Annotated in this window: 12 protein-coding genes; 6 read left to right on the top strand and 6 right to left on the bottom strand. The window is 60.6% G+C overall.

Annotated features, from left to right (window positions below):
• Window positions 1-215: 215 nt before the first annotated feature.
• Both ACZ9H3_RS10800 and ACZ9H3_RS10795 read left to right on the top strand, forming a co-directional pair.
• Window positions 216-524: an antibiotic biosynthesis monooxygenase family protein gene (locus ACZ9H3_RS10800; RefSeq protein ID WP_454240080.1), complete on the top strand. Its 309-nt coding sequence runs from the start codon at window positions 216-218 to the stop codon at window positions 522-524.
• Window positions 525-563: 39 nt separating this feature from the next.
• Window positions 564-794, top strand: coding sequence for a hypothetical protein (locus ACZ9H3_RS10795; RefSeq protein WP_099775667.1), 231 nt, complete (start codon window positions 564-566; stop codon window positions 792-794).
• Window position 795: 1 nt separating this feature from the next.
• Here the strand turns inward: ACZ9H3_RS10795 and ACZ9H3_RS10790 are convergent, their stop codons facing one another.
• Both ACZ9H3_RS10790 and ACZ9H3_RS10785 read right to left on the bottom strand, forming a co-directional pair.
• Window positions 796-1401 carry a flavin reductase family protein gene (locus ACZ9H3_RS10790; RefSeq protein WP_099775666.1) on the bottom strand — a complete coding sequence of 202 codons (606 nt, stop codon included), beginning with the start codon at window positions 1399-1401 and terminating at the stop codon, window positions 796-798.
• A gap of 109 nt (window positions 1402-1510) precedes the next feature.
• Window positions 1511-1837, bottom strand: a complete 327-nt coding sequence (locus tag ACZ9H3_RS10785; RefSeq protein ID WP_476220720.1) for a hypothetical protein — start codon at window positions 1835-1837, stop codon at window positions 1511-1513.
• Window positions 1838-2055: 218 nt separating this feature from the next.
• Between ACZ9H3_RS10785 and ACZ9H3_RS10780 the strand changes: the two genes are divergently transcribed.
• Window positions 2056-2811, top strand: coding sequence for a COG4705 family protein (locus ACZ9H3_RS10780; RefSeq protein WP_476220718.1), 756 nt, complete (start codon window positions 2056-2058; stop codon window positions 2809-2811).
• Between the two features lie 113 nt (window positions 2812-2924).
• On the opposite strand, the gene ACZ9H3_RS10775 is transcribed toward ACZ9H3_RS10780, so the two are convergent.
• From ACZ9H3_RS10775 to bglX, 4 genes are all read right to left on the bottom strand, one after another.
• Window positions 2925-4244 carry an MFS transporter gene (locus ACZ9H3_RS10775; RefSeq protein ID WP_065758685.1) on the bottom strand — a complete coding sequence of 440 codons (1320 nt, stop codon included), beginning with the start codon at window positions 4242-4244 and terminating at the stop codon, window positions 2925-2927.
• Window positions 4245-4414: 170 nt separating this feature from the next.
• Window positions 4415-5749: a sigma-54-dependent transcriptional regulator gene (locus ACZ9H3_RS10770; RefSeq protein WP_099775663.1), complete on the bottom strand. Its 1335-nt coding sequence runs from the start codon at window positions 5747-5749 to the stop codon at window positions 4415-4417.
• Window positions 5743-7500, bottom strand: coding sequence for a sensor histidine kinase (locus tag ACZ9H3_RS10765; protein WP_099775662.1), 1758 nt, complete (start codon window positions 7498-7500; stop codon window positions 5743-5745). The genes ACZ9H3_RS10770 and ACZ9H3_RS10765 overlap by 7 nt, the downstream gene beginning before the upstream one ends.
• Window positions 7501-7566: 66 nt before the next feature.
• Window positions 7567-9861 (bottom strand): beta-glucosidase BglX, encoded by a 2295-nt coding sequence (gene bglX / locus ACZ9H3_RS10760; RefSeq protein WP_476220714.1) that lies wholly within the window; start codon window positions 9859-9861, stop codon window positions 7567-7569.
• A gap of 184 nt (window positions 9862-10045) precedes the next feature.
• Here bglX and ACZ9H3_RS10755 point away from each other — a divergent pair, with 184 nt between their 5' ends.
• From ACZ9H3_RS10755 to ACZ9H3_RS10745, 3 genes are read left to right on the top strand one after another with little or no spacing between them, the layout of a single operon-like run.
• Complete coding sequence (locus tag ACZ9H3_RS10755) at window positions 10046-10648, top strand: LemA family protein (RefSeq protein ID WP_099775660.1); 603 nt, start codon at window positions 10046-10048, stop codon at window positions 10646-10648.
• The gene (locus ACZ9H3_RS10750; RefSeq protein ID WP_476220712.1) at window positions 10648-11382 is read left to right on the top strand and encodes a TPM domain-containing protein; all 735 of its coding nucleotides are present in this window, start codon (window positions 10648-10650) and stop codon (window positions 11380-11382) included. Before ACZ9H3_RS10755 ends, ACZ9H3_RS10750 begins: the two co-directional genes overlap by 1 nt.
• 27 nt (window positions 11383-11409) lie before the next feature.
• Window positions 11410-12027, top strand: coding sequence for a TPM domain-containing protein (locus ACZ9H3_RS10745; RefSeq protein WP_476220710.1), 618 nt, complete (start codon window positions 11410-11412; stop codon window positions 12025-12027).
• Window positions 12028-12061 lie beyond the last annotated feature (34 nt).

Raw genomic sequence — 12061 nt, 5'->3', positions numbered from 1 at the left:
AGCAGTCTCTCTTGAGGGCACGATGGTGCTGAGTGCTTGCCTGAAATCCATCGGCATGGGCGAGGCCTCGCGTCAGGCTGGGCTTTCGCTGGCAATGACCCGGTGCAGAATCAGGCAAGTCATCGGCAGGAATTGCCTATCGCCACGCGTGTCTGCGGTTCTACGCTGTGCAACCTGGCAATTTCCCCCTCTGGCCGCTTTCAGGAGAACCGCCCATGACTTCACCGCAACCGGTCAGCCATCTTGCGTTCGTTCGTGCCAGTTCCGGGCGTTCGGCAGAGCTGGGCGAACGCCTGCAGCAGTTGCTTGAGCCTTCTCGACAGGCACCCGGTTGCCTGAGCTTCAGCCTGCAACGCTCTACCAGCGATACGCAGCTTTGGCTGCTCAGTGGCTCCTGGTGCAATTCGGCTGCGATGGCGGACTATTTCGCCTCACCAACCTTGATGCTGTTCGGTGACTTGCTTCAGGCGCAGCTACTCGACAGCCTCGACGTACAGACATTCGGCGAGGCGCACACAGGTTAGAATGCTGGCTTTCCAGTCACCGAGGCAGGTTTCAACTCCATGGCACGCAGAGAGTTTGCACAGTACGAGGCCGTTTCGGCCGTGGTTCCGGGAGAGGGCGGTTACAGTGCCGCCATCGCGGTAAAAGGTCTGGGCGCCGGTGGTGCACCACGCTTCCACAAAGTGCTGCCAGGCCAGACCTTCAAGACCGCTCACGAAGCTGACGTCGCCGCGTGTGGCGAACTAGAGCGCTTGGTCGGGGTCAGCGAGGACGCCGAACTGCGCTGGTAACTCACACCTGCGGACGGGTCATCTTGAACAGGTTGCCCAGTTCAAAGTAGTCCGCCGGGCCGCCACCACGAAGGATCGGCTCGGCGGCCGCCGTGTCGTAGATACCCTCTTTGAGCAGATGCTCGGCGATATGCACGGCCACCACTTCACCCAGAATCAGCCAGCTCGGTACCAGTGCCTGGTCGGCACGTTGCAGCTGGACGATCTGCGTCACCTTGCATTCGAACGACACCGGGCTTTCCTGCACGCGCGGTACGGCGATCACCTTCGAAGCGGCGGGTGTCAGCCCGCTCAAGGCGAACTCATCGACGTGCGACGCCACTGCTGCGCAGCTCTGGTTCATGGCTTCGGCCAAGGGACGGGTAGCCAGGTTCCAGGCGAACTCGCCGGTCTGCTCGATGTTGTTCAGGCTGTCTTTGCGCCCGACGCTGCAGAAGCCGATGATCGGTGGGATGTAATTGAACGCGTTGAAAAAGCTGTACGGCGCGAGGTTCAGGCGACCTTCTGCGTCCTGGCTAGAGATCCAGCCAATCGGTCGTGGGCCGACGATGGCGTTGAAAGGATCGTGGGGCAGGCCATGGCCTTTTGCGGGTTCGTAGTAGTACATCGAGGGTCTGCTAGCAATTTTACGGCCTGCTAGTGTGCCAAGGTCCATCGTCGTTGAAAACGACCAAGCCCGGCCGAAGCCGGGCGTTGAGCATGTCGTTGCCGTTGTATTAGCTGAAGCGGTGGGCCTGGGTGCGGTCGAAACCATCTGCGGCAAACTTGGCAGCGCCAGTGCGGTCGAAACCATCTTCGGCAAACTTGGCAGCGCCGGTGCGGTCGAAACCGTCTTCGGCAAATTTGCCAGCGCCGGTGCGGTCAAAGCCGTCTTCAGCAAATTTGCCAGCCCCCGTCCGATCAAAACCGTCTTCGACATAGCCGGCTGATTGGCTGTGCTCGTTGGTAAAGCTGTGAGCATGGGTACGTTCAAAGCCATCTTCAGCGAATGCGTTTGCAGCCAGAACCGAGAAGGCGAGGGTCAGGATCAGTTTGCTTTTCATGGTGGTTGCTCCGGGGTAGTGAGGGGTTGTGTGTTGCTATGGGTTCAATGTTACGCTCGTTAAATTGATAAAAAAGCGCAAAAAATAACGCGTATAAATCAGTTAATTCGATACATATGGCGAAACAAAAAAACCAACGAATTTTTCATCTCTGCTCGACTGGTTTTTCATCCGTCTTTACGCAGCCTTGCCGCACTTTTTCCTGGAGCGGTGAACGCGTGAATAAACTTCCTCAGATAACCCTGGCGTTCTGGGTCATGAAGATCTGTGCAACCACCTTGGGCGAAACCGCCGGTGACTTGCTTTCGATGACCCTGAACGTTGGCTATGCCCTCAGTTCGGTCATTCTGATCAGTATTTTCCTGGCGACCCTGGTTACCCAGCTGTTTTCCCGTACCTACAGCCCGGTGCTGTACTGGTTGGTGATTCTGTCGACCAGTACCGCCGGTACGACGATGTCCGACTTCATGGACCGCACACTGGGCTTGGGCTATGCGAGTGGTTCGATGATCCTGATCGGCGTTCTGGCGGCGATTTTTGTTGCCTGGCGCTTCAGCGGTGACTCGCTCGATGTGAGCCATGTTCAAACGCGGCGCGGCGAGCTGTTCTACTGGGCCGCGATTCTGTTCTCCAACACCTTGGGTACCGCGTTGGGCGACTACCTGGCCGACGACTCCGGCCTGGGCTTTGCCGGTGGTGCGTTGCTGATCGGTTCGGCCATTGGCGTGGTGGTGTTGGCGAGGTACTGGACGCGGTTGTCGGGTGTGTTGCTGTTCTGGGTGGCGTTTGTGCTGACTCGGCCATTCGGCGCCACCTTGGGCGACTTCCTGACCAAGCCGCACGAAAAGGGCGGGCTGGATTTTGGCACCGTTGGTTCATCGCTGGTGCTGGGCGGTGTGCTGTTGGTGCTGATTATCGCAGCCTCGTACTACCAGGGACGTGAGCAACGCCAAGTCTCCGCCGAACTTTCGTGAGGCACTGAACACAAAAAAGGGGGCCATTGCTGGCCCCCCTTTTTTGTGTTCTGGCGCTGATCCCTGCGCCGACGCCATCGCAGGCAAGCCTGCATCCCACAAAGACCGCTGTATCAGTCGGTGACGATTCGTGAGTGCTGGCGGGTGTCCTTCATGAATACATACACCAGCAGCGAACAGGCGATGCAGGCGGTGACGTACCAGTAAAAGCCGGCTTCCATGCCATTGCTCTTGAACCACAGTGCCACGTATTCGGCGGTACCGCCGAAAATCGACACGGTCAGTGCATAGGGCAGGCCAACGCCCAGGGCGCGGATCTCGGTAGGGAACAGCTCGGCTTTGACCACGGCGTTGATCGAGGTGTAGCCACTGACGATGATCAGTGCAGCCATGATCAGGAAGAACGCACCCCACCAGGTCTGGATGGTGTGCAGGGTGCTGAGGATCGGTACGGTGAACAGTGTTCCCAAAACACCAAAGGCAATCAGGATCGGACGACGGCCAATCTTGTCGGACAGGCCGCCGATCACTGGCTGCAGGCACATGAACAGGAACATTGTGGCCGCTGAAATGGTGGTCGAGTCGCTGATGGTCATGCCCACCGTGTTTACCAGGTACTTCTGCATGTAGGTGGTGTAGGTGTAGAAGGCCAGGGTACCGCCCATGGTCAGGCCAACTACCGTCATCAGCTCCTTTGGATGACGTATCAGTGTGCGCATCAGGCTTTCCTTGGACTTCTCCTTCTTGGTGAACGAGCTGGTCTCTTCCATGCCACGGCGCAGGTACAGCGCAACCACTGCACACAGCGCGCCGATCACGAACGGTACGCGCCAGCCCCAGGCGTAGAGCTCTTCGGTGGTCAGTGTCTGTTGCAGGACGATCAACACAGCCAGGGCGATGAGCTGGCCGGAGATCAGCGTCACGTACTGGAAGCTGGAGAAGAAACCACGGCGTTCCTTGCTGGCCATCTCGCTGAGGTAGGTAGCCGAAGTACCGTATTCGCCGCCCACGGACAGGCCCTGCATCAAGCGGGCGATCACCAGCAATACAGGGGCTGCAACCCCGATGGTTTCATAGCCGGGAGTCAGGGCGATGAGCAGCGAGCCGGCACACATCAACAGCACCGAGGCCATCAGTGCAGCCTTGCGTCCCTTGCGGTCGGCGTACAGGCCCATCAGCCAGCCGCCGATAGGGCGCATCAGGAAGCCCACGGCGAAGATCGCGGCGGTGTTGAGCAGTTGTGCGGTGGAGTCGCCTGCAGGGAAGAAGGCCTTGGCGAAATACAGCGAGAATGCGGCGTAGACGTACCAGTCGTACCATTCGACCATGTTGCCGATGGAGCCACTGAAGATCGACTTGAGCCGGCTGGCAGTGTTTTTTTCTGCGGCAGGCGCGATGGCCGCCCCGACAGACAGGGTGCTTGAATTATCCATGATGGATCCTTCTCGTTGTTTTTGTGGAGCGCGTCGAAACGCAGCTTGCCTGTGCCATAGCAGGAGCTGTGCCAGATGCCGGAGGCCCGTTCTAGAAGGGTTTAGCCTCTCTGGTGAGCGGAAATTCGCTTATCGGTCAGGGGGTGATCGGCAAGAATCCGCTTATTGGCTCAGGGCCGGTCGAGAAAGTCTTCACGCTGCAGGCCGTGGCGCTGCATCTTTTCGTTGAGGGTGCGCCGGGGCAGTTGCAGCTCTTCGAGCACCGCCTTGATATCGCCCTTGTTGCGGGTGAGTGCCGCACGCAGGCATTGGGCCTCAAAGGCTTCTGTCTGCGCAGTCAGCGACTGCCCGCTTTCTACCGCCAGCGTTTGAGGGGGTGTCAGGCCCAGAACGTGGCGCTCAGCAGCGTTAGCCAGTTCGCGTACGTTGCCTGGCCAATCGTGGCTGAGCAGGTTGCCCAGTTGTGCGCCGCTTAAAACGGGTGGGGTGCGGGCCAGTCGTTCGGCAGCGGTACGGGCGAAATGCTGGAACAGCAACGGGATGTCTTCGCGGCGCTCGCGCAACGGCGCCAAGTGCAGTTCGGCGACGTTCAAACGGTAGGCAAGGTCTTCACGAAAGCGCCCGGCGCGGGCCTCTTCAAGCAGATCGGGTTTGGTCGCGGCAATGATCCGCAGGTCGATGGCGATGCTCTGGTTGGCCCCTAGGCGTTCGAGCTTCTGTTCCTGCAAGACGCGCAGCAGCTTGGCCTGTTGAGCCAAGGGCATGCTCTCGATTTCGTCGAGGAACACCGTGCCGCCGTTGGCGTATTCCAGCTTGCCAATACGTTTGCCCTGAGCGCCGGTGAAGGCACCGCTTTCGTGGCCGAACAGCTCAGCTTCAAACAACTGCTCGGGGATCGCCGCGCAGTTAAGCGCGACAAAAGGTTTGTTCGCACGCGGGCCGAAATCATGCAGGCAACGGGCAACCTGCTCCTTGCCGCTACCGGTTTCGCCACGTATCAGGACATTGACCGGTAGCGCGGCGAGCTCCAGTACCTGACGGCGTAACTGCTGCATGCCTTGGGACATGCCAAGCAACGTGGACTCCAGCCGCGCCTTGAGGTCGGCCTGCTCATGTAGCGAGCGGTTTTCCAGCACCAATTGGCGTTTTTCCAGGGCGCGGCGCAGGCTGCTGAGCAGGTCTTCGGGGCTGAACGGTTTTTCCAGAAAGTCGTAGGCCCCCTTGCGCATGGCCTGTACGGCCATCGGCACATCGCCATGGCCGGTCAGCAGGATCACCGGCAGGTCGGCATCGCGTGCTTGCAGCTGTTCCAGCAGTTGCAGGCCATCCATGCCGGGCATGCGCACATCGCTCACCACCACACCGGGGAAGTGCTCGGGTAATTGCGCCAGGCACGCCTCGGCACGGTTGTGTAACTGAACGCTGAAGCCCGACAGCGTCAGCCACTGCTCCACCGCAGTAAGGATGCTGGCTTCGTCATCAACGACGATCACCGAATTCAACATGCTGGCTCCGTATCGCTGGGCAAGGTCAGGGTGAAGCGGGCGCCACCCGGCAGGTTTTCGACCTGCAGGCGACCACCGATTTCATGGACGATACCGTAGGAGATAGCAAGACCCAGGCCAAGCCCTTCACCTACAGGTTTGGTGGTGAAGAACGGGTCGAAAACGTTGGCCAAGTGTTCATCGGCAATACCGCCACCGCTGTCCAGTACGCTCAGTTTCCAATCGTGCTGGTCGACCTCAATGCGCACTTCCAGGCGTTTGTAGGGCTTGTCGAGCATGGCGTCGAGGGCATTGCGCAGCAGGTTGATCAGCACCTGTTCAAGGCGGATCGCATCGCCACGCACCCAGGCTGGTCGGGCCAGGTACAGCGCCGTACTGACGCCCTCGGCGCGGATACGCGGATCGAGCAACTGCATGGCCTGATCCACCACCGTGGCCAGGTCCAGGCGTTCGCGCAGGCCGCTGGGGCTGTTGCGGGCGAACGTTTTCAAGTGCCCAGTCAGGGCTGCCATGCGGGTCAGCATCTGTTCCAGCGGTTCCAGTGCCTTACGGGCTTCGTCGAGGCGTTCATTGTCGAGGAGCAGGCGCAGGGTGGCCAGTTGCATGCGCTGGGTGGTCAGCGGCTGGTTGATCTCATGGGCCAGGGCGGCTGACATCTGCCCCAGGGCGGCCAGTTTGGCGGACTGCACCAAGCCTTCCTGAGCGGTACGCAGGTCGCGGGTGCGGGCTTCGACCAAACGCTCCAGCTCCTGGCGGCTACGTTGGCGCAGGCGTGCCATGCGCAGGCGCTGGCTGATGAACAGCAGCGCAAAGAACAGGCTTAGCCATAACGCGGCAGCCGCCAGGGCTGCGTTGCGCCCGTCTTCAGTCACCTGGGGCGAGCGCAACAGGTGCAGTGTCCAGCCTTCAGTGCCCAGCGGCAGGCTTTCCCACAGGTAGTCCCTGGTGCCTGCTGGCCCCTGGACACTGACCAGTTGGCTGTTGTCATCAAAGCGGTTCAGTGGATGATGTTTCAGGGGTACCAGCGGCTGTTTGTCGTATTGCCGGGTTTGCTCCAGCTCCTTGCGGTCTTCGGCGCCAAGCGGTTGCAGTTCGCGGTAGCGCCAGCCGTCCTGGTTAGCGATGAAGATAATGCCGCGGGCATCACTGACCAGCAGGATATCGTTGCCCTGGCGCCATTCCCGCTCCAGCTCCGGAAACTCCAGTTTGACCACCATTGCCCCGAGAAAGCGCCCGTTACTGTCCTTGACCGCACTGGAGAGGAAGTAGCCAGGGATGCCGCTGGTGACCCCTACGGCATAGAAACGCCCACTGCCCTGGTTCATGGTCTGTTTGAAGTAGGGCCGGAACGCATAGTTCTGCCCAACGTAAGTGCTGGGCAAACGCCAGTTGCTGGCGGCGACGGCCAGGCCCGTGTGGTCCAGCAGTTCCAGGGTCGAGGAATTGGCCGCGCCGTTGATACGCTCCAGCTTGTGGTTGAGCGCCTCCTGAACCTGGGCTGTGACCGGGCCACTGAGGGCTGCGATCAGTTCCGGGTCGAGGGCCAGCACCGCGGGCAAGGCACGGTAGCGTTCGATCAGGGTGTGTAGCGAGTTGGCGTACAGGCCCAGTTGCTGGCTCGCCCTGGAGGCATCCTCCAGCAAGGCCTGGCGCTGGGCATGCTGCCAGGCCCACGCCGTGCTCAAGAGCATGCCTGTGAGCATCAGGAACAGCATCAGGCCCAAGCGCATGGCGCGAAAGGAAATAGGCATGGCAAACAGAATCCCGGCAACGGGGAAGGCATTCCGGCACTTCCCCTTGGACATCGCGGCGACCGCTTACAGCAGCTCGAAACTCTGCTGTTTCACGGCCTCTGAGTCCAGCCCGACCTGCACGTTGAACTCGCCAGGCTCTGCAGCGTACTTCAATTGAGCGTTGTAGAACTTCAGGTCGTCTTCGCTGAGGGTGAAATGAACGATGCGTTCTTCGCCCGCCTTGAGGCTGATTTTCTGGAAGTTCTTCAGCTCCTTGATGGGCCGGCTAATCGACGCCGCGACGTCGCGAACGTACAACTGAACCACGGTTTCACCGTCACGCTTGCTGGTGTTTTTCACCCGGATGCTGGCATCGAGGGTTTGCCCAGGCTTCAGGGTCTTGCTGGACAGCGTCAGCTCCGACAGGCTGAACTCGCTGTAGCTCAGGCCATAGCCGAACGGGTAGAGCGGGCCGTTGGGTTCCTCGAAGTACTGCGAGGTGTAGTTGCCCGGTTTGCCCGGTGTGTATGGGCGACCAATGCTCAGGTGGTTGTAGTACATCGGCACCTGCCCCACCGAACGCGGGAAGGTCATAGGCAGTTTGCCGGACGGGTTGTAGTCGCCGAACAGTACGTCCGCGATGGCGTTGCCGCCTTCAGTGCCGCTGAACCAGGTTTCGAGCATGGCATCGGCTTGTTCGCGTTCCCAGGTCAGCGACAATGGTCGGCCGTTCATCAGCACCAGCACCAGCGGTTTGCCGGTGGCTTTCAAGGCCGTGATCAGGGCGCGTTGGCTGGCGGGGACTTCCAGCGTGGTGCGGCTGGACGACTCATGGGACATGCCCCGCGACTCGCCTACCACGGCAACCACGACATCTGCTTGCTGCGCGGCCTTGACCGCTTCATCGATCATCACTGCCGCAGGGCGTGGGTCGTCGACGATTTCCGGCGCATCGAAGTTGAGGAAGTTCAGGTAATCGAGGATCGCCTTGTCGTGGGTAATGTTTGCACCCTTGGCGTAGATCACGCGGGCGCGTTCGCCCAGCACACGGCGTATACCGTCATGCACGGTCACGGAGTGACGCGGGCGGCCTGCCGCGGCCCAACTGCCCATCATGTCGATAGGGGCATCGGCCAGCGGCCCGACCAGAGCGATGGTGCCCTGCTTCTTCAAGGGCAGGGTCTGGTTGCGGTTTTCCAGCAAGACCATGCTGCGGCGCGCCACATCACGGGCGGCATCGCGGTGCAGGCGCCCTTCGGCGTAGGTGTCGGCTGGGTCTTCGCTGGCGATACCGATGCGTCGGTACGGGTTGTCGAACAGGCCCATGTCGTACTTGGCGCCCAGCACTTCACGCACGGCATTGTCGATATCTGCCTGATTGATCTCGCCGGACTTGAGCAGGCCCGGCAGTTCCTGGCCGTACAGCGAGTCGTTCATGCTCAGGTCGATGCCGGCCTTGATCGACAGCTTCGCCGCTTCGCGACCATCACGGGCGATGCCGTGCTTGATCAGTTCAAAGATCGCACCGTGGTCGCTGACCGTGACGCCTTTGAACCCCCACTCCTTGCGCAGCAGGTCATTCATCAACCAGGTGTTGGCCGTGGCCGGTACACCGTTGATCGAGTTGAGCGCCACCATCACCCCGCCTGCACCCGCATCGACAGCGGCGCGGTAAGGCGGGAGGTAGTCGTTGTACATCTTGATCGGGCTCATATCGACGGTGTTGTAGTCGCGCCCGCCTTCCACTGCACCATACAAGGCGAAGTGTTTCACGCTCGCCATCAGGCTGGTCGCCGATGCCGGGTTGTTGTCCTGAAAGCCCTCGACCATCACTTTGGAGATCCGCGAAACCAGGTAGGTGTCTTCACCGAAGCCTTCACTGCTGCGGCCCCAGCGCGGGTCACGGGCGATATCGACCATGGGCGCGAAGGTCATGTCGATACCGTCGGCACTGGCCTCTATTGCCGAGGTACGGGCGACCGTGTGGATGGCGTTCATGTCCCAACTGGAGGCCAGCGCCAGGCTGATCGGGAAAATGGTGCGGTGGCCGTGGATCACGTCATAGGCGAAGAACATCGGGATCTTCAGCCGGCTGTTCTTCACCGCCGCATCCTGCAGAGGGCGGTTCTCGCTACGGGTGATGGAGTTGAACGTACCGCCGATGTTGCCCGCGGCGATTTCCTTGAGGATCTGCGGCTGGGGCATTTCCGGGCCGATGCTGATCAGGCGCAACTGGCCGATTTTTTCCTCGAGCGTCATTTGCTGCATCAGGTCGGCAATAAACGCCTGCTTGTTCTTCTGCGGCTCGGTAGTGGTATCGGCAAAGGCGGTATGGCTGGCCAGGCTGACAAGCAGGCCCAGCAAACAGAGTTTGTTCATGACTATTCGTTCTCAAGGCTCAGAGCAGTATTCACCAGGGAGACTGCACAGCCGAAATTGGGGGAGCAGCTATTGTTGTAATGGGCTGGGATCTTTTAGCCGATTGTGCCATCGCATTCCAGCGATGGCCGGCGATTATGCCTGAAGTCCGGACTTTTACGGTTAATCAAGGAGCACGATGACGATGCAGGTACTTCATGCCAAAGCGATACGGCTCTGGGTCGTGTTGATGCTGTCCAGCCTGCTGGCCGGCTGTGGGATCAACAACATTCCTCAGTATGACGAACAGGTCAAGGCGGCCTGGGCGCAAGTGCAGAACCAGTACCAGCGGCGCGCCGACCTGATTCCCAACCTGGTGGAGACGGTAAAAGGCTATGCCAAGCAAGAGCAGACCACCCTGACCGCCGTTGTCGAGGCCAGGGCCAAGGCTACCTCGATTCAGGTCGACGCCAGTACCTTGGACGACCCGGAAAAATTGCGCCAGTTCCAGGCGGCACAAGCTCAACTCAGCGGGGCCTTGAGCCGGCTGATGGCGGTTTCCGAGCGTTACCCGGAGCTGAAGTCGAACCAGAACTTTCTGGCCCTGCAGTCGCAACTCGAAGGCACGGAAAACCGGATTGCCGTGGCGCGCAAGGATTTCATCGCCGCCGTACAACGCTACAACACCGAGATCCGCACCTTTCCCGGGCGTATCTGGCACAGCTTGATGTACAGCGACATGCCGCTGCGTGAGACCTTCGAGGCGACCAGTGCCGATGCCGACAAAGCCCCTGAAGTGAAATTCTGATGCGCCTGCTCAAGGCTGCTGTGCTGCTGGCACTGCTCTGTGCAGCCTTGGCGCTGCGCGCTGAACCCAGCTTCCCGGCCCTGACCGGGCGTGTGGTGGACGAGGCTCATTTGCTCGATGCGGCCAGTATTGCCCAGCTCAGCCAGATGTTGGCGGCCCATGAGCAGGCCAGCGGCGGTGAGCAGGTGGTGGTGGTCACCTTGCCTGACCTGCAAGGCATGAGCATTGAAGACTACGGCTACCAGCTAGGACGGCACTGGGGGATCGGCCAGCGCGGCAAGGACAATGGCGCATTGCTGATCGTCGCGCCACAGGCGCGCAAGCTGCGTATCGAGGTCGGCTACGGGCTGGAAGAGCGCCTGACCGATGCCCAGTCCTCCGTCATCATCAACAGCATCATTACCCCGGCGTTTCGGCGCGGCGAGTTCAGCCAAGGTATCGTTCAGGGCACGGCGGCGATTATTCAGGTATTGGGGGGCAACCCCTTGGCCGAACCGGCCCAGGCGACGGGCGCAGAGGCCGAAGGCGGCTCGCGTGGCTGGACTATCGGCTTGTTCATCTTGCTGGTGGTACTCGCCTTCACCTTGCAAGGCTTGGGCTTGAGCGGTGGGCGAGGCGGGCGCGGCGGCGGTTTTGGTGGCGGCCTTGGTGGCTTCGGCGGCGGTTCGGGTGGGGGCGGTTTCAGTGGCGGTGGCGGCAGTTTTGGCGGTGGCGGCTCATCGGGCGGCTGGTAGATAACTCATCAACAAGAGCCACAGTGCATGGCATTGCTCAGTGAATTTGAACAACGGCAGGTCGCCGAGGCGATTGCCCAGGTCGAGCGCAACACCGACGCGGAACTGGTCACGGTGTTGGCCGCTCGGGCTGACGACTACACCTATATCCCGCTGCTCTGGGCCAGCCTGCTGGCACTGGTGCTGCCGGGCATCATCTATTACCTCAGCGGCTGGCCGGGTGGGCATGGGCTGCTGATCGCGCAATGGCTGACCTTCATTGTGTTCAGTCTGGTGTTTCGTGTGCCGCGCCTGACCACCCGCTTGATTCCGCGCGCTGTGCGCCATTGGCGGGCCTCGAACCTGGCCCGGCGGCAGTTTCTTGAACAGAACCTGCACCGTACGGCGGGCAGCACCGGTATGCTGATCTTTGTCAGCGAAGCCGAGCGCTATGTGGAGATTCTGGTCGACGAAGGCATTTCCCGGCATTTGGACAATCAGGTCTGGGACCGCATTGTGCAGCGCTTCACCGGGCAGGTCGGGCAAGGCCAGACCTTGCAGGGTTTTCTCGACTGTATTCAGGCGTGTGGCGAACTGTTGAGTGCCCATGTGCCACTGACGCAGGCCCGAAATGAATTGCCCAATCGGCTGGTGATATTGCCGTAAGGGCAGGGCAATCATCGACAAAAGCTGTGCCTGC

It is taken from the genome of Pseudomonas sp. TE3910, from assembly GCF_056279025.1.
Note: the sequence above shows the minus strand (reverse complement) of the source record. Positions and strands in the feature narration are given on the sequence as shown.

Excerpts from the sequence above, each read along its gene's own strand:
- ACZ9H3_RS10775 (WP_065758685.1), bottom strand. The coding sequence starts at position 4,244 with ATGGATAATTCAAGCACCCTGTCTGTCGGGGCGGCCATCGCGCCTGCC.
- ACZ9H3_RS10785 (WP_476220720.1), bottom strand. The coding sequence starts at position 1,837 with ATGAAAAGCAAACTGATCCTGACCCTCGCCTTCTCGGTTCTGGCTGCA.
- ACZ9H3_RS10795 (WP_099775667.1), top strand. The coding sequence starts at position 564 with ATGGCACGCAGAGAGTTTGCACAGTACGAGGCCGTTTCGGCCGTGGTT.
- ACZ9H3_RS10770 (WP_099775663.1), bottom strand. The coding sequence starts at position 5,749 with ATGTTGAATTCGGTGATCGTCGTTGATGACGAAGCCAGCATCCTTACT.
- ACZ9H3_RS10755 (WP_099775660.1), top strand. The coding sequence starts at position 10,046 with ATGCAGGTACTTCATGCCAAAGCGATACGGCTCTGGGTCGTGTTGATG.
- ACZ9H3_RS10800 (WP_454240080.1), top strand. The coding sequence starts at position 216 with ATGACTTCACCGCAACCGGTCAGCCATCTTGCGTTCGTTCGTGCCAGT.
- ACZ9H3_RS10750 (WP_476220712.1), top strand. The coding sequence starts at position 10,648 with ATGCGCCTGCTCAAGGCTGCTGTGCTGCTGGCACTGCTCTGTGCAGCC.
- ACZ9H3_RS10765 (WP_099775662.1), bottom strand. The coding sequence starts at position 7,500 with ATGCCTATTTCCTTTCGCGCCATGCGCTTGGGCCTGATGCTGTTCCTG.
- bglX (WP_476220714.1), bottom strand. The coding sequence starts at position 9,861 with ATGAACAAACTCTGTTTGCTGGGCCTGCTTGTCAGCCTGGCCAGCCAT.
- ACZ9H3_RS10790 (WP_099775666.1), bottom strand. The coding sequence starts at position 1,401 with ATGTACTACTACGAACCCGCAAAAGGCCATGGCCTGCCCCACGATCCT.
- ACZ9H3_RS10745 (WP_476220710.1), top strand. The coding sequence starts at position 11,410 with ATGGCATTGCTCAGTGAATTTGAACAACGGCAGGTCGCCGAGGCGATT.